Genomic DNA, 19087 nt, shown 5'->3' on the forward strand with positions numbered 1-19087 from the left:
AGGAGGACGAGATACCGCAGCAACGCGTAATCACGACGTCCCCGACCCGACAAGAGGTGATCGCAGCCGATGCCCATCACTCCGGTCGACTGCTAGCGGCACGCAGCCGGTCGACCACCTGCGCCGGCCAGTGAAAGTCGGCACAAGAATTGAAAAGCCAGGGCCCCGGTTACCCGCCGGGGCCTTGGACTTGCATGGGGAGACGATGCCCAGCAACCCGGAGCCCAGGAACTCGTACGACGCCGACCTCCCGGCGTACACGATGGGCCGGGCCGCCGAGCTGATCGGTGTGACACCGGCCTTTCTCCGCAGTCTCGACGGCACCGGCCTGATCGAACCGGAACGCTCGGCCGGCGGCCACCGCCGCTACTCCCGCCACCAACTCGACCTCGCCGGCCGGGTCCGGATCCTGCTCGACCAGGGCTTCCTGCTGGCCGCCGCCGTCCGGATCGTCACCCTGGAAGACCGCCTGGCCGCCGCGCACCGGCGAATCCGGGCATTGGGCGGCAAACTCGGCCCCGGCGAGGACGCCAGCATCCCGATCCAGACCCGCCGCGACACCACCCCGAGACAGAACATGTAATCGTCTCTGCATGCCATCGTGGAAAGTCGAAGAGTGGCGCCGGCCGGGACCGACCGCCAAGCAGCGCCGCACCGACCTGTGGGTCGGCGTATCGGTCGCCGCCGTCGCCGTCTTCAGCCTCTTCCTGCTGCGCAGCGCCGGATATCTGGACAACGAGCGATCTCCCGTGGTCGGCGAGCAGATCTTCTGGGCAGTGCTGACCACCCTGCCGCTGGCCTGGCGCCGTCGCGCCCCCGAGCTGGTCGCCGCACTGATCTCGGTCGGCTTCATCCTCGGCCAGGTCCGCTTCTCCCCGGAGCAGGTGGTCACCACGTACGCCCTGTGCGCCGCGATCTACACCCTCGGCGCCTGGGGGCAGGACCGGCAACGGGCCCGCAACCTCCGGCTGTTGATCATCGCGGTGATGTTCGGCTGGCTGACCGTCTCCTACGCGCTGTACCACGACGCCGTGTCGGCGAACCTCTCCGGCAGCTCCGGTGAGCTGCCGGAACTCTGGTCGGCGATCTTCCTCGGCTACCTGCAGAACATCGTCTATTTCGCCTTCACGTACCTGATGGGTGACGCCGCCTGGCACGCGGTGTGGCGGCGGCACCAGCTGCAGCGGCAGGCCGAGGAGCTGCGCGCGGCCCAGGCGGCGGCCGCCGGGCGCGCGGTCCTCGACGAGCGCGTGCGGATCGCCCGGGAGCTGCACGACGTGGTCGCACACCACGTCTCGGTGATGGGCATCCAGGCCTCCGCCTGCCGCCGGGCCCTGGAGAAGGATCCGGCGAAGGCAGCCCCGGCACTGATCGCGATCGAGCAGGGCGCCCGGACCGCGGTGGACGAGCTGCACCGCATGCTGGGCGCGCTGCGCTCCAGCGAGGCGGAGACCGACACGGCGCCGGGCGCCGGGATCGACCGGGTCGAAGAGATCGTCGAACGCGCGCGGGAGGCCGGGCTCGAGGTTCACTTCGGCACGTACGGCGATCCGGTCGCGTTGCCCGAATCCCTCTCCCAGGCGGCCTACCGGATCGTGCAGGAGTCGGTCACCAATACGCTCAAGCACTCGGGGGCCGGCACCCTGGATCTCCGGATCCGATACCTGGCCGACGAGTTGGAGCTGGACATCGCCGACGACGGGCACGGCGGCACCGGAGCGGGACGAAACGGGATGGGACTGATCGGGATGCGGGAACGGGTAGCGGTGCACAACGGCACCCTGGAACACGGCCGCCGTGGCGGTCGCGGCTTCCGGGTCCGCGCCCGGCTGCCCTACCAGAAGGCGAGAACCACCGCGTGAGCATCACCGTCCTGCTTGCGGATGACCATCAGCTGGTGCGCTCGGGGTTCCGGGTCATCCTCGAGATGGAGGACGACATCACCGTGGTCGGCGAGGCCGCCGACGGCGCCCGGGCGGTCGAGATGGCGCTGCGGCTGCGCCCCGACGTCGTACTGATGGATGTCGAGATGCCCGGGATGGACGGCCTGGAGGCGACCCGCCGGATCGCCGCCGCGGGCGGCCCGTCGGTGCTGATCCTGACCACCTTCGACCGGGACGACTACCTGTTCGCGGCGTTGCAGGCCGGGGCCAGCGGATTCCTGCTGAAGAACGGCACGCCGGAGGCGCTGACCGAGGCGGTTCGAGTCCTCGCGGCCGGCGACGCGCTGCTCGCCCCGGCGGTGACCCGGCGGGTGATCGCCGAGTTCAGCGCGCCCCGGCAGCGCACGCCGGAGCCGGCCGTGCGGCTCGACGAGCTGACCCCACGCGAGCACGAGGTGCTGGTCGAACTGGCCGGTGGCGCGACGAACGCGGAGATCGCGACCGCCCTGCGGCTGGGCGAGACGACGGTGAAGACGCACGTCAGCCGCGTCCTGATGAAGCTCGGCGCGCGGGACCGCACACAGGCCGTGGTCCTCGCGTACGAGATGGGTGTGGTTCGTCCTTCGCGGGAATGACCCGCGCCGTCCTTCTCGTGCCGGACGCCGGAGACGGCCGGAAAGCCTAGCGTCAATGGTATGAACACCGTTCTCACCGTCGACGCGGTCGACCGGTCGTTCGGTGATCGGCAGGTCCTCAAGGACGTGTCGTTCACCGTGTCGACCGGGCGGCTGACCGGATTCGTCGGCGCCAACGGCGCCGGCAAGACCACCACCATGCGGATCATCCTGGGCGTACTGGCCGCCGACTCGGGCACGGTGACCTGGCGTGGCGAGCCGCTCGACCAGGAGATCCGGCACCGCTTCGGCTACATGCCGGAGGAGCGCGGCCTCTACCCGAAGATGACCGTCCTGGAGCAGGTCGTCTACCTGGGCCGGCTGCACGGGCTGGGCGCCGCCGAGGCGCGCCGCCGCACGATGGCCCTGCTGGAGCGCCTGGAACTGGCCGAACGGGCCGACGACCACGTGCAGAAGCTGTCGCTGGGCAACCAGCAGCGCGCGCAGATCGCCGCCGCCCTCGTGCACGACCCGGAGCTGCTGGTCCTGGACGAGCCGTTCTCCGGGCTCGACCCGCTGGCCGTCGACAACGTGGTGAGTGTGCTGCGCGAGCGGGCCGCCGGCGGCGCCGCGGTGCTCTTCTCCAGCCACCAGCTCGACGTGGTGGAACGTCTCTGCGACGACCTGGTGATCATCGCGGACGGCGCGATCCGCGCGGCCGGCGACCGGGCCACACTGCGCGACCAGTACACCCTCCCGCGCTACGCCATCGAGGTCGGCACCGACGCCGGCTGGCTGCGCGACCAGGACGGCGTGACCCTGATCGACCTGGACGGCCGGCACGCCGTCTTCGACCTCGACCCCGGCGCGGACGACCAGCGGGTGCTGCACGCCGCCCTGGACCGCGGCCCGGTGCACGCGTTCGGCCCGGTCCGCCCCTCGCTCGCCGAGATCTTCCGAGAGGTGATCCAGTGACCACATTCGAGGCCGCCAAGCTGGTCGCCGCCCGGGAGCTCCGGGTCAAGCTGCGCGACAAGGCCTTCCTGATCGGCACCGGGATCTTCCTGGTCATCGTGCTCGCGTCGATCATGCTGCCCTCGCTGCTCAACGGGGGCCCGGACAAGGTCGCGGTCGTCGACAGCGCCTCGGTCAGCGTGCTCCAGGAGCACGGGCTGGAGGTCCAGGTGGTCCCGGACGCCGCCACCGCCGAGCAACTGGTCCGGGACGGGGAGGTGGACGCGGCGGTGCTGCCCGGCCCGGAGGTGGTCGCCAAGGACGATCGCCCGGGCGACGTGGTGCGGGCGCTCAGCACCGAGCCGCCGGTCCGCCTGCTGGAGACCAGCGAGGTCGATCCGGTCCTGAAGGTGATGGTGCCGCTCGCGTTCGCGATGCTGTTCTTCTTCACCTCGTTCACGTTCGGCATGCAGATCGCGCAGAGCGTGACCGAGGAGAAGCAGACCCGGATCGTCGAGATCCTGGTCTCCAGCGTCCCGGTCCGGGCCCTGCTGGCCGGCAAGGTGGTCGCGCTGACCCTGCTCGCCTTCGCGCAGGTGGCGCTGCTCGCCGTGGTCGCGATCGTCGGTATGAGCGTCACCGACGCCGCCCCCGGCCTGCTCTCCGCGGTCCTGCCGGCGATCGGCTGGTTCCTGCCGTTCTTCGTCGTCGGCTTCGTCATGCTGGCCTCGCTCTGGGCCGGGGTGGGCGCGCTCGCCTCCCGCCAGGAGGAACTGGCCAGCACCACGACGCCGGTGCAGATGCTGGTCCTGATCCCGTTCTTCGCGGTCCTCAGCGTTCCGCACGACGGGGTCGCGATGCGGGTCCTCTCGTTCGTGCCGTTCTCGTCACCGCTCGCGATGCCGATCCGCCTCTTCGACGGGGGCGTCCCGATCTGGGAGCCGGTGGTGGCACTGGCCCTGCTGGTGATCACCGCGCTGGGGATGCTCGCCGTGGGCGCCCGGGTCTACTCGGCATCGCTTCTGAAGACCCAGGTGAAGACGTCGTTCCTGGCGGCGCTCCGGCGCTCCTGATCAGGCGACGCGGCGGACGATCGCGAGCATGGACTCCTCGACGTCCTCGATCGGGCGGTCCGGTTGGAAGACCAGCCAGTCCACGGCGACCACCAGGCCGACCCCGAACAGGGCCGCCGACGCGACCCGCACGTCCAGGTCGGCCGGGAGGTCGCCGGAGTCCACCCCGGCCTGGACCGTCTCCGCGATCACGCCGATCGCCTGCTCGCGGAGCAGGACCAGGGTCTGCTGCCACTCCCGGTTCGTCCGCCACATCTCGGAGACCAGCAACTGGGCGAAGGCCCGGTACCGCTTGATGTACGCCAGCTGGGCCCGGACCAGCGCCCGTACCGCCTCGCGTGGCGGCAGCCCCTCGACCGCGACCCGGAACTCCTCGGTGAGCAGGCCGACGCCGTGCCGCAGGAGCTCCTCGAAGAGCTCGGTCTTGGATTTGAAGTTGTAGTAGACGGTGCCCTTGGCGACGTTCGCGCGCAGGGCGATGTCGTCCACGGTGGTCGCCGAGAAACCCCGCTCGGCGATCAGCTCCACCGCGGCCTCGTACAGCCGCTGCCGGGTGTCACCCCGGCGCCGGCTCCGCCCGTCCATCGCCACGAGCACAGGTTAAAGGACGAGGTCGGGGTACAGGTCCGCGGTGCGCATCCGGCGCTGCCGACCGGCCAGCAGGATGGTGAGCAGGAAGGCGGCCAGCCCGAAGCCACCCAGGATCAGAGCGCCGTGGACGATCGGCCCGGTGAGGCCGCCGTCGATCGCGTGCCGCATCGCGTCCACCACGTACGTCATCGGCAACAGCGGGTGGATCGCCTGGAAGAACCACGGCGTGGTCTGCACCGGATAGGTTCCGCCGGACGAGGTCAGCTGGAGCATCAGCAGGGCCAGCGCGACGATCCGGCCGGGCGCGCCGAGCGCCGCGCCGGTCAGCTGCATGATCGCGGCGAAGACGGCCGCGGTGCCGAGCAGCAGGCCGAGGCTGACCCACGGGTGGACCGGGGTGAGACCGAGGCCGAAGTGGACCACGACGTAGAGCAGGACGGCCTGGATCATGCCCATCACCACACCGGGCAGCAGCCCGGCCAGGGCGACCCGGGGCGCGGGAGCGCCGGAGAGCAGGTGCCGCCGGTTCAGCGGGCGCAGCAGCATGTAGTTGATCATCGCGCCCACCCAGAGGGCGAGGGCCAGGAAGTACGGGGCGAAACCGACGCCGTACGTGCCGGCCGGGTTGCGGACCACGCGGTCCAGGGAGACCGGGTCGGCCAGGATGTCCGAGCGCGAGCCGGCGTCGTCGTACGCCGGGATCTGGTCCGCCCCGTCGGCCAGCTTGTCCGCCAGTTGCCGGGCGCCGTCCTGGAGACCGGCCAGGCCGTCGGCGATCCGGTGCCCGCCGGTGGAGAGCTTGGTCAGGCCGTTGTCGACCTGGTGGGCCCCGCCGGCCAGCCGGTAGACGCCGTTCTTCAGCTCCGTCGCGCCGTCCGCGGCCTTGGCGGTGCCGGTGCTCAGCTGCTTCGCCCCGGTGGCCAGCTGGTCCAGGCCGTTCGCCAGCTGGTCCACCTGCGCGCGGGCGCCGGCCACGTCGTCGGCCAGGTGCGGCGCGGCCGCGGCGACCGCGCGCGCGGTCTTCGCCACCTGCTTGAGACGGGCGCTCAGCCCGTCCAGGTCGGCGGCGTCAACCCTCTGCTGGATCCGCTCGGCGTCGCTGACCAGGCGCGCGGCCAGGCGCTTCGCCTCGGCCAGGCCGTCGGTCCCCTCGGGCAGCCCGTTCAGATATTTCTGCAGGTCCTTCGCGTCCTGAACGGCCTGATCGGCGGCCTCGTCGATCGCGCCGACGTTCTTCGCCAACGTGTCGGCGCCGTCGGCCACCAGGGTCGCGGACTCCGCGATGGTTTCCGCGTTGTCCCGGAGGATCGGTTCGACCTTGTCGGTCGCGGCGTCGACCGCCGTGGCCAGCCTGCGCCCGCCGTCAGCCGCCTGGGCGGTGCCGGCGGCCAGCTGCGCGGCACCGGTCTCGAGCTGGTTCAGCCCGTCGGCGAGCTGGTCGGCGCCACGGCCGGCGGCGTCCAGGTGGCCGGCGATCTGCCCGGCGCCGTCGTGGGCGGCGTCGATTCCCGCCGCCTCCTTCGCGGCGCCCGCGTGCAGCTTGCCGGCCCCGTCCGTGACCTGCCCGGCGCCGTCGGCGGCCTTCTCCGTCTGCGTCCGCAGGTCGGTGAAGCCGATCAGCATCTGGTTGTAGTACTTCGCCGAGGCGCTGACACTCGCGGCCGCCCGGACCTCGTTGAACGCGGTGCGGGCGAAGACGCCCGAGAGGTAGTTGGTGGAGTCGTCGGAGATCGCGTTCAACCGCGCGTTCTCCGGCACGGAAACGGCGTCCGGGGCGTCCACCAGACTGCCGGAGAAGTTCGCGGGGATCCGCAGCTCGATGTGGTATTCGCCGTCCCTCAATCCGGCTTCCGCGGTTTTCGCGTCGACGACGTGCCAGTCGAAGACCTGCCGTTCGATCAGCTTGTCGGCCAGATCCCGGCCGGCGTGCACCGCGTTGCCGTCCTGGTCCGACACCTGCTGATCCTCGATGACCAGCGCCGCCGGGATGTGGTTCAGCTTGCCGTAGGGATCCCAGAAGGCGTAGAGGTAGAGCGCCCCGTAGAGCAGCGGGACGACCGCGAGGATCGCGAGCGCGGCCGCCGTCAGCCGGCTCCGCATGAAACGCCGGAGTTCCAGCCTGGCCAGCAAGACCGCCGCAAACCTGGTCACGATTCCCCCTGCTCCCCGGTGGCCTTGGCCCCGGTGTCCGATTCGCTCTCGTCGCGGGCTTCCGCCGCGTCTTCCGCTTCTTCCGGCTCAGCCACGGAATCGGGCTTCTCCGCCGGCTCCTCCGCTTCCTCCGGCTCAGCCACGGAATCGGGCTTCTCCGCCGGCACCTCCGCTTCCTCCGGCTCAGCCACGGAACCGGGCTTCTCCGCCGGCACCTCCGCTTCCTCCGGCTCAGCCACGGAACCGGACTTCTCCGCCGGCTCCTCCGCTTCCTCCGGCTCAGCCACGGAACCGGGGGGCTCCTCTTCGCGCGCGAGCGCGGGGGTTGGCGGGTCGATCAGGCTCGCGGCGTACTCCTCCGCGGACCACACCTGGGCGCGCCCCGGCTCAGCCGACTGCGGGTCGTTCAGCAGGACCACCCGGGAGACCCGGGCCGGGTCGACCGCACGCGCGGTTACCAGCACCGCCGGGCCGTCAGCGACGAGCGCCTCGATCAGGCCCCAGAGCTCGGCCTGTTCCCGCGCGTCCAGACCGGCGTCGACCCCGTCGAGGGCGATCACCGCGGGCCGGGCCAGGCGGGCCAGGACAAGACCCAGAACCTGCTTCTGGTACGGCGTCAGGTCCCGCCCGCGCAGCTTCGGGTCGAGGCCGTACAGCGGGACCGAGGCGGCTTCCCGTCGCGGACGCCCGAGCAGCGCGAGCCGTTCCCGGACGTGCTCGAGAACGGTGAGGACCGGCTCCGGGGCGTCGACGCCGGCCACGTGACCGAGAGCGGCCGTACCGGAGAGGGAGACCCGGCCGGTGGACAACCGCAACCGTCGCGCCAGCGCCAGCAGGGTGCTGGTCCGCCCGCTACCGGGCGGGCCGACGATCGCGACCGTCTCGCCGGGCTCGACCACGAGGTCGAGTTCTCGCAGGAGCCAGCGCCGGCGGTGTCGCACCCCGGCGCCGGTGGCACTCAGCACCGGCATCAAGACTCCTCGAACTAAACTGACTGGTCAGTACAAAAACCTACCCTGTCGCGGGCGCCCGGAAGCCCTGGGTGGTGGACATCACGCGGGTGCGGACGGCAGGATCAAGGTCATGTCGATGCGATGGGGCCTCACCGTGCCGCTCGGCGGCGTTCCGCTGGCCGACCACGCCGCCGTCTTCCCCGCCCTGGCAGACGCCGGTTTCACCGACGCCTGGACCGCCGAGGTGGCCGGCACCGACGCGTTCACGCCACTCGCCCTCGCCGCCGCCTGGGAGCCCCGGCTGCGGCTGGGCACGGCGATCGCCCCGGTCTACACCCGTGGACCGGGCCTGCTGGCGATGACCGCGGCCGCGCTCGCCGAGACCGCGCCCGGCCGGTTCCAGCTCGGCATCGGCGCCTCCTCACCAGTGGTGGCCGGCGACTGGAACGCCGCCGACTTCGTGAAACCGTTCGCCCGCAGCCGGGACATGCTCCGATTCCTGCGCGCCGCGCTCTCTGGTGAGCTGATCGACCAGGAGTTCCCGACCTTCACCGTCAAACGGTTCCGGCTGGAGCGACCGCCGGCCGTCCCGCCGCAGATCCTGCTCGCCGCACTGCGCCCACAGATGCTGCACCTGGCCGCGGCCGAGGCCGACGGGGTGATCCTCAACTGGCTCTCCGCCGCCGACGTGCACACCGCACTGGCCGAGACCAAGGCGGCCGGCCCGGACTTCGCCGTCGCCACCCGCATCTTCGTCGTCCCGACCGACGACGCCGCGTACGCGCGGGCCGTCGGGCGCCGGCTGATCACGTCGTACCTGACCGTTCCGGCGTACGCCGCCTTCCACCGCTGGCTGGGCCGCGAGGAGGCGCTCACCCCGATGTGGCGGGCGTGGGAGTCCGGGGATCGGAAGGGCGCGCTGGCCTCGATCCCGGACTCGCTGGTCGACGAGTTGGTGGTGCACGGCGCCCCGGACGAGGTGCGGGCGCGGGTCCAGGCGTACGCCGACGCGGGCGTGACGATCCCGGTGATGGCCCTGCTCCCGACGCCGGAGCTGGAACGCGGCGGCCTCTCCGCGCTCACCTCCCTGATCAGCGCCCTGGGCCGCGGCGACTCCTAGGCCCGAAAGGTTCGGTGGGGACCGAAGTGTCGCCGCCGAACAATGGGGACATGACTGACGCCTCGGAACTGGCGGCGTTCGCGGCGCTGCTGGCGGATCGGACCCGAGCGGCGATGTGCCTGGCCCTGCTCGACGGGCGGGCCTGGACCGCCGGAGAGCTGGCCACGCATGCCGGGGTGGCCCGGTCGACCGCGACCGGGCATCTGGACCGGCTGATCGGCGGCGGGCTGCTGGTCGAGGCCCGGCAGGGGCGGCATCGGTACGTCCGGCTCGCCGACCCCTCGGTCGCGGGGCTGCTGGAGGACATCAGCGCCCGGCTGGAGCCGGTGACGCCGCCGGCACGCGGGCTCCGGGCGGCCACCGCGGACGCGGCGCTGCGGCGCGGGCGCACCTGTTACGACCACCTGGCCGGCCGGCTCGGAGTAGCGGTCACCGACGCGCTGACCGGTGCCGGGCTGCTCGATCAAGCGGGCGGGTTCGCGGTCACCGGCGACGGTGTGACCTGGCTGATCGACCGGCTCGGGGTGGCGCCCGCCCAGCTGAAGGCGGGCCGCCGGCCGCTGGCCAGGGCCTGCCTCGACTGGACCGAACGCCGGCCGCACCTGGGCGGGCTGGCCGGGGCCCGGGTGTGCGAGACGTTCCTGACCCGGGGGTGGGTGAACCGGATCGGCTCCGGGCGGGCGGTACGCGTCACGCCGTCGGGTAGGTCGGCCCTGCGCGAGCTGCTCGGTCTCACCGACCTCGACTGAGCGGCTGGACAGCCTCGAACAGTGGCTGGACGGCTTCGAGCAGCGGCTGGACTGGAAGCGCCCACCGGCCGGCCGGGGACGCCGGCCGCCCGGTGGGCGGGATGCCGGTCACTCGCTGTCGGCGAGGATGGCGTAGAGCTTGCGCTTCGTTTCGTTCAGGACCTCGAGCGCCCGCTGGCGCTGCTCCGGCGTGCCGGAGAAACCGACCTGCTTGAGCGCACCGAAGATGCCGACCGCGGCATCGCGGAAGTCCTGCACCTGGTTGAGGGTGTCGTCGCCGAACTGGGCCCACGGCGGATTCTGCGCGGCGGTCTCGGCCTCGGGGCGACCGTCCTCGGTAAGGCGGTAGCTCTTGCGGCCGCCGTCGGCGGTCGCCTCGATCAGGCCCTCGTCCTCCAGCAGTTGGAGAGTGGGGTAGATCGAGCCGGGGCTGGGCCGCCAGATGCCGTTGGTGCGGGCATCGAGCTCCTGAATCATCTCGTAGCCGTGCATCGGGCGCTCCAGGAGCAGCGCCAGCACGGCGGGGCGGACGTTGATCCGGCCGCGGCCACCGCGCCGCCCGCCGCGCCCGCCGAACTCCCCGGAGCCGAAGGGGCCACCGGAGCCGAAGCCACCCGGGCCGGGGCCACCGAAGGGGAAACCGGGCGGGAAGCCGAAACCGCGCATGCGATGTCCGCGATGTCCCTCGTGTGCGAACCTCAAGATCTTCTCCGTTCTGTTGTCGATAGTCAGACGATATATCGGCAACGTGTCGCCGGCAAGGCTTTCAGAAGTCCTGGGGTTGCCATGCGCGTCCGGGGACGCGGATCTGGCAATGTGGTAGCTGTGTTGACGGTGCCCATTCGCCAGCTCGGTGAGCCGGAGCGCACGGCGGTCGAGCGGATCCTGGACGCCGACCCTTACGCGGGTGCCCAGATCGCCGAACGGGTCGCCGCGCACGGGCTGAACTGGTGGCGGTCCGACGGGCGGATCTACGGTTACGAGCCCGCCCGCCGAGTCGAGTCGATCATCTGGTCCGGCGCGCACCTGGTCCCGGTCGGTGCCACTCCCCCGGCCATCGCGGCCTTCGCCGACCTGCTCAGCCATGAGCCGCGGGTCTGCTCGTCGATCATCGGGCGCGCCGATGCCGTGCTGGACCTCTGGGACCGGCTGAGTGTGCACTGGGGAAAGGCGCGGGACGTGCGGCCCAACCAGCCGCTGCTGGTCACCGACCGCCCGCCCGCGACGCCGGCCGACCCAGAGGTACGCCTGGTCCGACCGAGCGAGGTCGACCAGCTGTTCCCAGCCGCGGTCGCGATGTACACCGAGGAGGTCGGCGTTTCCCCCCTGCAGGACGACGGCGGCCGCGGATACCGCCGTCGGGTCGCCGAGCTGGCCAAGGGCAAGCGAGCCTACGCCCGCTTCGCCGGCGACCAGGTCATCTTCAAAGCCGAGTTGGCGATCATCACCCGCCGCACCACCCAGGTGCAGGGCGTCTGGGTCCACCCCGACTACCGCGGACGCGGAATCGCCACCTCAGCGATGGCCGCCGTCGTCAACGACGCCCTCCGCCGAGTCGCCCCCACGGTCAGCCTCTATGTGAACGACTACAACACCGCGGCGCGGCGGGTCTATCAGCGCTGCGGTTTCGTGTCCGCCGGGGCATTCGCGACCGTGCTCTTCTAACCGCTCCGCTCCCCCACCAACACCGCTCCAACCCCCAGCAACTCCACACCCCGCACTCCGCCGCCCCCGAGCCGAGGCCCAATCCCCCCCCGCAGGGTTCCACTCCGGCCCACAGCCACCCCACCCCCGCACTTCGCCGCCAATGAGTTGAGGCCCGATTTCCGGACACCCGCGGTGTTTGCGGGCGGCCGGAAATCGGGCCTCAACTCATTGGTTACAAGGCGAAGTGCCGCGAAGCGAAGCGAAGCCAGCTAGCTCAATGCACAGTCACAGTCGGCCCGGGGAGAAGCTCCCGCAGTTCGTCCGGTAGTTCCGCGCCCATCTCGTCGGCGAGCCGCAGCGCCTCCTCCACCAGCGTCTCCACGATCACCGCTTCAGGCACCGTCTTGATGACCTTGCCCTTCACGAAGATCTGGCCCTTGCCGTTGCCGGACGCCACCCCGAGGTCGGCCTCTCGCGCCTCGCCGGGCCCGTTGACGACGCAGCCCATCACGGCCACCCGCAGTGGCACCGGGAAGCCGTCGAGGGCCGCGGTGACCTGCTCGGCCAGGGTGTAGACGTCGACCTGGGCGCGACCGCAGGACGGGCAGGAGACGATCTCCAGGCCGCGCTCGCGGAGTCCGAGCGACTCCAGGATCTGCTGACCGACCTTGATCTCCTCGACCGGCGGGGCGGAGAGCGAGACCCGGATGGTGTCGCCGATGCCCTCGGCGAGCAGCGCGCCGAACGCCACGGCCGACTTGATCGTGCCCTGGAAGGCCGGTCCGGCCTCGGTGACGCCCAGGTGCAGCGGGTAGTCGCACTGCTCGGCGAGCTGCCGGTAAGCCCGGATCATAACGACCGGGTCGTTGTGCTTGACCGAGATCTTGATGTCGCGGAAGCCGTGCTCTTCGAAGAGCGAGCACTCCCAGAGCGCCGACTCGACCAGCGCCTCGGCGGTGGCCTTGCCGTACTTCTCCAACAGCCGCTTGTCGAGCGAGCCGGCGTTGACGCCGATCCGGATCGGGACGCCGGCGCCGGCGGCGGCCTTGGCGATCTCCTTGACCTTGTCGTCGAACTGCCGGATGTTGCCCGGGTTGACCCGGACCGCGGCGCAGCCGGCGTCGATCGCGGCGAACACGTACTTCGGCTGGAAGTGGATGTCGGCGATCACCGGGATCTGCGACTTCTTGGCGATCGCGGGGAGCGCCTCGACGTCGTCCTGGGACGGCACGGCGACCCGGACGATCTGGCAGCCGGACGCGGTCAGCTCGGCGATCTGCTGCAGCGTCGCGTTGATGTCGGAGGTGAGCGTGGTCGTCATCGACTGGACACTGACCGGGGCGCCGCCACCGACCAGGACTCCACCGACGTTGATCTGCCGGCTCTGCCGGCGCGGGGCCAGCGGCGGTGGGGGAACGGCCGGCATTCCGAGACTGATCGCGGTCATCTCACTCACTTGAAGATCGTAATCGGGTTGATGATGTCAGCGGTGACGGTGAGCAGCGTAAACGCGCCACCGATCAGGATGACCGCGTAGGTGAGCGGCATCAACTTGTAGTAATCGACCCGTCCCGGGTCGGGTTTACGCAACCGCTGGTAAAGCCAGGAGCGAACCCGCTCATACCAGGCGATGGCGATGTGACCGCCATCGAGCGGCAGCAGCGGCAGCAGGTTGAAGACGCCGATGAAGACGTTCAGCCCGATGAAGATCTGCCAGAACAGGTCCCAGGCGCCGTGCTCGACGGCCTCACCGCCCAGGCGGCTGGCGCCCACCACGCTGATCGGGGTGTTCGGGTCGCGCTCGCCACCGGTGATCGAGTGCCACAGGGCGGGCAGCTTCTGCGGAACCTTCTTGATCGCCTCACCGGTCGCCTTGAACATCGCCACGGTCTGGTCGCCGGTGGCCGAGAACGCCGCGACCGGACCGTACTTGACGTAGACCGGAGTGTCCGAGAGGTCCGCCCCGACACCGGCCATGGCCGTCTTGACGACGCTGCCGTCATCGGCCGGGCGCTCCGCCTGGACGAGCGTGACGGTCGTCGTGCCGGCCTGGCCACCGCGCTCGTACCCGAAGTCGACGGGGCCGGCCTGCTGTGCGCGAATCGCGTCGACGAGTTGGCCGTAGTTGGCGACCGGGGTGGTGCCGACCTTGGTGATCACGTCACCCTGCTGCAGCCGCGCCGACTGGGCCGGGCCGGGCACGCCGGAGACGCCGGGCTTGCAATCACCCTCGGCGAGCGTGAGCGAGACGCACTCGGAAACCCTGATCTTGGCGGGCAGCGCGCGGAGCTCCGGGTCCGTCGTCGGGTAGGCCGGGTTGGGCAGGCCGAAGACGAGCGCCATCACGTAGATGCCGCCGATCGCGAGCGCGAAGTGCGTGATCGACCCGGCGGACATCACGATGGTCCGCTTCCAGACCGGGAACCGCCACATGGCGCGGGGCTGATCCTCCGGCGCCACGTCGTCGTCCTGTGGCGTCATCCCGACGATCTTGCAGAAGCCGCCGAGCGGGATGGCCTTCAGGCCATACTCCGTCTCACCGCGCCGGAACGAGAAGATCGTCGGGCCGAAGCCGACGAAGTACTGAGTCACCTTCATACCGAAGCGCTTGCCCGTGATCATGTGGCCCAGCTCGTGCAGGCTCACCGAGATCAGGATGGTCAGCGCGAAGGCCGCCGCACCCAGCCAGAACAGCATCAGGCTCCTTCAGCCAGAGTCGCAATCGTCCGCTGCGCCTGGGCCCGGGCCCAGGCCTCTGCGGCCAGCACGTCATCGACGGTACCCGGCTCCGCGAAATCCGGCGCCGACGCAAGCACCCTCTCCAAGGTGTCGACGATGCCCAGGAACGGTAGCCGACCGGCGACGAAAGCGGCCACACACTCCTCGTTGGCGGCGTTGAAGATGGCCGGCCGGCAGCGGCCGGTGCGGCCTGCCTCCTTGGCCAGCTCGACCGCCGGGAACGCCTCGTTGTCGAGCGGGCGCAGCTCCCAGTTGTGGGCCAGCGTCCAGTCCACCCCTGCGGCCGCCGCCGGCACCCGGTCCGGCCAGGCCAGCGCGAGCGCGATCGGCAGCCGCATGTCCGGCGGGCTGGCCTGGGCCAGCGTCGACCCGTCGGTGAACTCGACCAGGGAGTGCAACACGGACTGGGGGTGGACCATCACCTCGAGGTCGTCGTACGGCACCCCGAACAGCTCGTGCGCCTCGATCACCTCGAGCGCCTTGTTCACCATGGTCGCCGAGTTGATCGTGACGACCGGTCCCATGTCCCAGGTCGGGTGCTTGAGCGCCTCCTCCGGCGTGACGTTCGTCAACTCGTCGCGCCGCCGGCCGCGGAACGCGCCACCGCTGGCGGTCAGCACCAGCCGGCGCACCTCGTCCGCCCGCCCGCCGCGCAGGCACTGGGCCAGCGCGGAGTGCTCGGAGTCGACCGGGACGATCTGGCCCTCCTTGGCGATCCGCCGGACCAGCGGCCCACCGGCGACCAGGGACTCCTTGTTGGCCAGGGCGAGGATCCGGCCGGACTCCAGCGCGGCCAGCGTGGGCGCCAGGCCGAGGCTGCCGACGACGCCGTTGAGCACGACGTCACAGGGCCAGCGCGCGAGCTCGGTCATCGCGTCCGGCCCCGCCACGATCTTGGGGAGCTTGAAGTTCCCGGACGACCAGCCGCGCTTGCGCGCCTCGGCGTAGAAGGCCAGTTGCAGATCCTGCACGACGGACGAGTACGCGACCCCGACCACGTCGACCTCGAGTTCGAGGGCCTGCGCGGCGAGCAGTGCGACGTTGCCGCCACCCGCGCCGAGCGCGACCACCCGGAACCGGTCCGGGTTGCGGCGCACGATGTCGATGGCCTGGGTGCCGATGGATCCGGTCGAGCCGAGCAGAACGAGGTCGCGCATGTCGCCCATCTTCCCGGACCGCCCCGGGAGCACGGCACTCAGGCTGCTCGGCCGACCCGGGCCTTCACGAACTCGGTCAGTGCCGCCGCCTCCTCGGCCGACAGTTCCCCGGTCCGCAGCGTGACGAACGCGCTGTCACCCACCCTGAGGATCGTCATCCCGGGCAGCTCTTCGATCCGGGTCACCGCCGGCCAGCGAAGGAGCTGTTCCATGAGCTCGTTCGCGACGAAGACGCCCTGGTCGTCGACCCGGTAGGTGATCGGGAGGTTGAGCATCGAGGACATCTTGCGCCAGATACGCCGCAGGACGAGCGGGGGCACGACGAACACGAAGGCGACACCCAGCCCGAGGCAGATCCCGGACAGGGCGGCCGAACCGTCCCACGTCAGCGAGATCAACCCGATCAGGAACAGCGCCGTGCCCAGACTGCGGATGAGGACGAAATTCTGCCGGAAGAGGTGCCGCAGGGCGGCTCTGCTCTGTTCCTCGTCCGGCTGGGCGGAGAACGTGAAGATCACATCGCTCGTCATGAACGCGTGATCCTAGTGAGCCCGCACTCCACTGCGGGCATCCTGTCGCCGTGGATCCTGTTCCCCCGCCTGTCGACAACGGGGCTCAAGTGGGTAGTTCAAACGCGTGCTGATCCGGGTGCGACATGTGGTCGACGAGGTGCTCAGACCGTTACGTGGGCGCGACCTGGCGCTGCACGCCGCCGCGGTCACCTTCTACAGCGGGATCGCGGTAGTTCCGGTGGCCCTGCTGGCGATCTGGCTGAGCGGCCTGGCCGTCGGTCCCGATCGGGTGCGGAGGCTGACGGGCCGGGCCGTCATCGCCCTCCCCGACGAGATCGGCGCGTCGCGTGCCCTGGCCGCCCTGATCGACGCCGGCCTGCAGCTCACCCCGCTGCTCGCGCTGGCCAGCCTGCTCCCGGCCACCCTCTACGGCGAGGGCCTGCGCCGGGCGTTCGCCGCGCTGACGAGGCCCGGCGAATCGCTGGTCGGCTGGCGCGGCCGACTGCTCTGGCTGCCGCTGCTCGCCGCCTCTCCCGCACTGCTCCTGACCCTGTTCCTGGCACTGCCCACGACCAGCCGCCTGTGGACCCGTGGTGGCTGGTGGGCGGTGCTCGCCGTCGCGCTGTCGTTCCTGGTCACGTGGCTGGTGCTGACGCCGGTCGTGATCTGGGTGTTCCGCTACGTCGCGCCCGGCCACCCGCCGTGGTTGCCGACGGTCCTGATCGGGTCATTCACCGCCGCCAACCTCTCCGGCTTCCTGCACGGTTTCGTGCTGTTCTGCTCGCTGCCGCTGGACCTGGGCGCTCCGTTCGGCGGGTTCGACGCGATCGGCGGAACGGTCGCGGTCGGGCTGTGGCTCTATCTGTTCCACACGATCGTCCTGGTGGGATTCGCGGCGACACGCGCCGCCGGGCCGTTGTCCACAGACAAAAAATCGAGGGCGGCGCCGGAGACCGACGCGGGGTACCGTCCCTCGGCATGACACCCATTCCCGATCGCGCCGACGTGGTGATCATCGGAGCCGGTCACAACGGCCTGGTCTCCGCGATCCTGCTGGCCCGCGCCGGGCTCGACGTCGTCGTGCTCGAGGCGGCCGGGGTGCTCGGCGGCGCGACCCGCACCGAGCATCCGTTCCCCAAGGTGCCCGGCCTCGGCCAGTCCACCGGCTCCTACCTGCTCGGTCTGATGCCGCCGGAGCTGCTGCGCACGCTCGACGTCGACATCCCGGTGCTGCGCCGCGATCCGCACTACTTCCTGCCCACCCCCGGCCCGCCCGGCTCGCCGTTCCTGCTCTTCGGCCGCGACCGGAAGGCCGTCCGGCAGCAGCTGGAGACGTTCTTCTCGGCCCGTGACGCGGCCGCCGACGAGGCCCTCGCGGTGGAGATCGGCGCGCTGCGCGCCGATCTGGCGGCGTCCTGGCTCGAGGAGCCGGCACCGGTCGAGGAGATCGCCGACCGGTACGTGCGGCCGCAGTTGCAGAGCACGTTCCTCGATCTGGTGCGTGGCTCGGTCGCCGACTACCTGGCCCGGTTCGGCTTCAAGAGCGAGCTGCTGACCAGCATGTATGCGGTCACCGACGGCCTGTCCGGCCTGACCGCCGGGCCGGACGACCCGGGCACCGGGCACAACTTCCTGGTGCACAACATGTGCCGGCTGCCCGGCGCGGACGGCACCTGGCTGATCGCCGAGGGCGGCATGGGCACGGTCTCCCGGACCTTCGCCGACGCGGCCCGGGCTGCCGGCGCCCGGCTCTACACCGACTCGGCGGTGACCTCGGTGACCGTTGACGGCGGCGCGGCCAGCGGTGTCGTGCTCGCCGACGGCCGGTCGATCAGCGCTCGGGTGGTGCTCGGCAGCTGCGATCCGTACCGGCTGATGTCCCTGGTCCCGGCGGGCACGCTGCCTTCCGCGCTGACCGAGCACATGAACGCGGTGAAGCGCCCCGGCAACACTCTCAAGGTCAACCTCGCGCTGCGCGGGCTGCCCGAGTTCACCTGCCTGCCGGAGGGCACGCCGTCGCCGTTCGGCTCCACGATCCATCTGCTGCCCGGCGCGGGCGACTCGCCGATGGCCGCGCTGCGGAACATGTGGGCGCAGGTGCGGGCCGGGGAGCTGCCCTCGGAGCCGACCATCGAGTGGTACCTGCACACCACGGTCGACCCGTCCCTGCGGGACGCCGGTGGCCACCACTCGTCCGCGCTCTTCGTGCAGTCGGTGCCGTTCCAGCCCGCCGGTTCGTCCTGGGACGCGGAGCTCCCGGCATATGTCGACCGCCTGCTGGCGATCTGCGACCGCTACGCCCCGGGCACGTCCGACCTGGTCGCCGATATCTTCCCGCTGACCCCGCCGGGCATCGAGGAGCACTTCGGCATCACCGGCGGTCACATCCACCACGTCGACAACACCGTCGCCTTCGACCAGCGGATGCCCTATTTCACCGGAGTCGACGGCCTCTACGCGGGCTCGGCCGGCACCCACCCGGCGGGCAGCGTCATCGGCGCCGCCGGCCACAACGTCGCTGTCCGCATCCTGAAAGACCTCAACCCTTAAAACCCAAGACCAAAATCCTGATCCGGTACGAACCATGGAGCCCCCTGGCCAGGCCACAGGCCAAGCCCCGTGCGAATCTCGCGCGACCGGCCGGCCTCTCGGGGTCCCGGCCGCGTCACATGGCGACACGACGGCCGGCCCCAATCGGCTGCGCGCCGGATGAAGGGCTCAACACGACGGTGAGAACCAGCCGCTTCGACCGGCTGGCTCTCACCGTCGTGATCAAGGTGGCGACACCACCGCCGGCCCCAGCCAGGGATCGGCGGCTGGGGTCGGCGGGGGCCATAACGGCCCGGATACCACCGGGACCAGCCGAGGCGGCGAGTCGCGTTGCTCGGCTGGGGTCCCGCCGGGGGAACCAGCCGCGACCGTGAGTCGCGTTGCTCGGTCGGAG

At 71.0% G+C, this 19087-nt stretch carries 18 protein-coding genes; 10 read left to right on the forward strand and 8 right to left on the reverse strand.

Annotated elements, in window-relative coordinates; translation table 11 throughout:
- Positions 1–205 precede the first annotated feature (205 nt).
- Genes CHC09_RS02115 through CHC09_RS02135 form a run of 5 tightly spaced genes read left to right on the forward strand, consistent with a single transcriptional unit; the run spans position 206 to position 4524 of the window.
- Positions 206–583 (forward strand): MerR family transcriptional regulator, encoded by a 378-nt coding sequence (locus CHC09_RS02115; RefSeq protein ID WP_089291813.1) that lies wholly within the window; start codon positions 206–208, stop codon positions 581–583.
- A gap of 10 nt (positions 584–593) precedes the next feature.
- A complete protein-coding gene (locus tag CHC09_RS02120; protein ID WP_089291207.1) occupies positions 594–1862 on the forward strand; it encodes a sensor histidine kinase in 1269 nt (422 codons plus the stop codon).
- A complete protein-coding gene (locus CHC09_RS02125; protein ID WP_089291208.1) occupies positions 1859–2518 on the forward strand; it encodes a response regulator in 660 nt (219 codons plus the stop codon). Before CHC09_RS02120 ends, CHC09_RS02125 begins: the two co-directional genes overlap by 4 nt.
- A gap of 60 nt (positions 2519–2578) precedes the next feature.
- Positions 2579–3472 carry an ABC transporter ATP-binding protein gene (locus CHC09_RS02130; protein WP_089291209.1) on the forward strand — a complete coding sequence of 298 codons (894 nt, stop codon included), beginning with the start codon at positions 2579–2581 and terminating at the stop codon, positions 3470–3472.
- Positions 3469–4524 (forward strand): ABC transporter permease, encoded by a 1056-nt coding sequence (locus tag CHC09_RS02135; RefSeq protein ID WP_089291210.1) that lies wholly within the window; start codon positions 3469–3471, stop codon positions 4522–4524. Before CHC09_RS02130 ends, CHC09_RS02135 begins: the two co-directional genes overlap by 4 nt.
- Here CHC09_RS02135 and CHC09_RS02140 read toward each other — a convergent pair whose 3' ends face one another.
- The 3 genes from CHC09_RS02140 to CHC09_RS02150 are packed head-to-tail and all read right to left on the reverse strand — an operon-like array spanning position 4525 to position 8237.
- The gene (locus CHC09_RS02140; protein WP_089291814.1) at positions 4525–5109 is read right to left on the reverse strand and encodes a TetR/AcrR family transcriptional regulator; all 585 of its coding nucleotides are present in this window, start codon (positions 5107–5109) and stop codon (positions 4525–4527) included. It abuts the gene before it with no gap.
- A 15-nt stretch (positions 5110–5124) separates the two neighbouring features.
- A complete protein-coding gene (locus CHC09_RS02145; RefSeq protein ID WP_239138089.1) occupies positions 5125–7266 on the reverse strand; it encodes a YhgE/Pip domain-containing protein in 2142 nt (713 codons plus the stop codon).
- Positions 7263–8237, reverse strand: a complete 975-nt coding sequence (locus CHC09_RS02150) for an ABC transporter ATP-binding protein (RefSeq protein ID WP_089291212.1) — start codon at positions 8235–8237, stop codon at positions 7263–7265. The genes CHC09_RS02145 and CHC09_RS02150 overlap by 4 nt, the downstream gene beginning before the upstream one ends.
- Positions 8238–8349: 112 nt before the next feature.
- Between CHC09_RS02150 and CHC09_RS02155 the strand changes: the two genes are divergently transcribed.
- Positions 8350–9339 carry an LLM class F420-dependent oxidoreductase gene (locus CHC09_RS02155; RefSeq protein ID WP_089291213.1) on the forward strand — a complete coding sequence of 330 codons (990 nt, stop codon included), beginning with the start codon at positions 8350–8352 and terminating at the stop codon, positions 9337–9339.
- 50 nt (positions 9340–9389) lie between these two features.
- The gene (locus CHC09_RS02160) at positions 9390–10088 is read left to right on the forward strand and encodes an ArsR/SmtB family transcription factor (protein ID WP_089291214.1); all 699 of its coding nucleotides are present in this window, start codon (positions 9390–9392) and stop codon (positions 10086–10088) included.
- Between the two features lie 108 nt (positions 10089–10196).
- Here the strand turns inward: CHC09_RS02160 and CHC09_RS02165 are convergent, their stop codons facing one another.
- Positions 10197–10754 (reverse strand): PadR family transcriptional regulator, encoded by a 558-nt coding sequence (locus CHC09_RS02165; protein ID WP_089291215.1) that lies wholly within the window; start codon positions 10752–10754, stop codon positions 10197–10199.
- Between the two features lie 159 nt (positions 10755–10913).
- On the opposite strand from CHC09_RS02165, the gene CHC09_RS02170 reads away from it, so the two are divergent.
- Positions 10914–11753: a GNAT family N-acetyltransferase gene (locus tag CHC09_RS02170; protein WP_089291216.1), complete on the forward strand. Its 840-nt coding sequence runs from the start codon at positions 10914–10916 to the stop codon at positions 11751–11753.
- 256 nt (positions 11754–12009) lie between these two features.
- On the opposite strand, the gene ispG is transcribed toward CHC09_RS02170, so the two are convergent.
- The 4 genes from ispG to CHC09_RS02190 are packed head-to-tail and all read right to left on the reverse strand — an operon-like array spanning position 12010 to position 16161.
- A complete protein-coding gene (gene ispG, locus CHC09_RS02175; RefSeq protein WP_089291815.1) occupies positions 12010–13182 on the reverse strand; it encodes a flavodoxin-dependent (E)-4-hydroxy-3-methylbut-2-enyl-diphosphate synthase in 1173 nt (390 codons plus the stop codon).
- A gap of 5 nt (positions 13183–13187) precedes the next feature.
- On the reverse strand, positions 13188–14432 hold the full coding sequence (locus CHC09_RS02180) for a M50 family metallopeptidase (protein WP_089291217.1): 1245 nt from the start codon (positions 14430–14432) through the stop codon (positions 13188–13190).
- On the reverse strand, positions 14432–15640 hold the full coding sequence (gene dxr / locus CHC09_RS02185) for a 1-deoxy-D-xylulose-5-phosphate reductoisomerase (RefSeq protein ID WP_089291218.1): 1209 nt from the start codon (positions 15638–15640) through the stop codon (positions 14432–14434). The genes CHC09_RS02180 and dxr overlap by 1 nt, the downstream gene beginning before the upstream one ends.
- A 29-nt stretch (positions 15641–15669) precedes the next feature.
- A complete protein-coding gene (locus CHC09_RS02190; RefSeq protein WP_089291219.1) occupies positions 15670–16161 on the reverse strand; it encodes a YcxB family protein in 492 nt (163 codons plus the stop codon).
- A gap of 118 nt (positions 16162–16279) precedes the next feature.
- Here CHC09_RS02190 and CHC09_RS02195 point away from each other — a divergent pair, with 118 nt between their 5' ends.
- Positions 16280–17125 (forward strand): YhjD/YihY/BrkB family envelope integrity protein, encoded by an 846-nt coding sequence (locus tag CHC09_RS02195; protein ID WP_244911588.1) that lies wholly within the window; start codon positions 16280–16282, stop codon positions 17123–17125.
- Positions 17122–18693 carry a phytoene desaturase family protein gene (locus tag CHC09_RS02200; RefSeq protein ID WP_089291221.1) on the forward strand — a complete coding sequence of 524 codons (1572 nt, stop codon included), beginning with the start codon at positions 17122–17124 and terminating at the stop codon, positions 18691–18693. The genes CHC09_RS02195 and CHC09_RS02200 overlap by 4 nt, the downstream gene beginning before the upstream one ends.
- The last annotated feature ends 394 nt before the right edge of the window (positions 18694–19087 follow it).

The sequence above is a fragment of the Actinoplanes regularis genome, from assembly GCF_900188005.1.
GTDB lineage: Bacteria > Actinomycetota > Actinomycetes > Mycobacteriales > Micromonosporaceae > Actinoplanes > Actinoplanes regularis.

What these genes read in the sequence shown, in the direction of transcription:
- CHC09_RS02165 (WP_089291215.1), bottom strand. Translation starts at nt 10,754, where the DNA reads ATGCGCGGTTTCGGCTTCCCGCCCGGTTTCCCCTTCGGTGGCCCCGGC.
- dxr (WP_089291218.1), bottom strand. Translation starts at nt 15,640, where the DNA reads ATGGGCGACATGCGCGACCTCGTTCTGCTCGGCTCGACCGGATCCATC.
- CHC09_RS02130 (WP_089291209.1), top strand. Translation starts at nt 2,579, where the DNA reads ATGAACACCGTTCTCACCGTCGACGCGGTCGACCGGTCGTTCGGTGAT.
- CHC09_RS02115 (WP_089291813.1), top strand. Translation starts at nt 206, where the DNA reads ATGCCCAGCAACCCGGAGCCCAGGAACTCGTACGACGCCGACCTCCCG.
- CHC09_RS02180 (WP_089291217.1), bottom strand. Translation starts at nt 14,432, where the DNA reads ATGCTGTTCTGGCTGGGTGCGGCGGCCTTCGCGCTGACCATCCTGATC.
- CHC09_RS02140 (WP_089291814.1), bottom strand. Translation starts at nt 5,109, where the DNA reads ATGGACGGGCGGAGCCGGCGCCGGGGTGACACCCGGCAGCGGCTGTAC.
- CHC09_RS02160 (WP_089291214.1), top strand. Translation starts at nt 9,390, where the DNA reads ATGACTGACGCCTCGGAACTGGCGGCGTTCGCGGCGCTGCTGGCGGAT.
- CHC09_RS02190 (WP_089291219.1), bottom strand. Translation starts at nt 16,161, where the DNA reads ATGACGAGCGATGTGATCTTCACGTTCTCCGCCCAGCCGGACGAGGAA.
- ispG (WP_089291815.1), bottom strand. Translation starts at nt 13,182, where the DNA reads ATGACCGCGATCAGTCTCGGAATGCCGGCCGTTCCCCCACCGCCGCTG.
- CHC09_RS02120 (WP_089291207.1), top strand. Translation starts at nt 594, where the DNA reads ATGCCATCGTGGAAAGTCGAAGAGTGGCGCCGGCCGGGACCGACCGCC.
- CHC09_RS02150 (WP_089291212.1), bottom strand. Translation starts at nt 8,237, where the DNA reads ATGCCGGTGCTGAGTGCCACCGGCGCCGGGGTGCGACACCGCCGGCGC.
- CHC09_RS02200 (WP_089291221.1), top strand. Translation starts at nt 17,122, where the DNA reads ATGACACCCATTCCCGATCGCGCCGACGTGGTGATCATCGGAGCCGGT.
- CHC09_RS02155 (WP_089291213.1), top strand. Translation starts at nt 8,350, where the DNA reads ATGTCGATGCGATGGGGCCTCACCGTGCCGCTCGGCGGCGTTCCGCTG.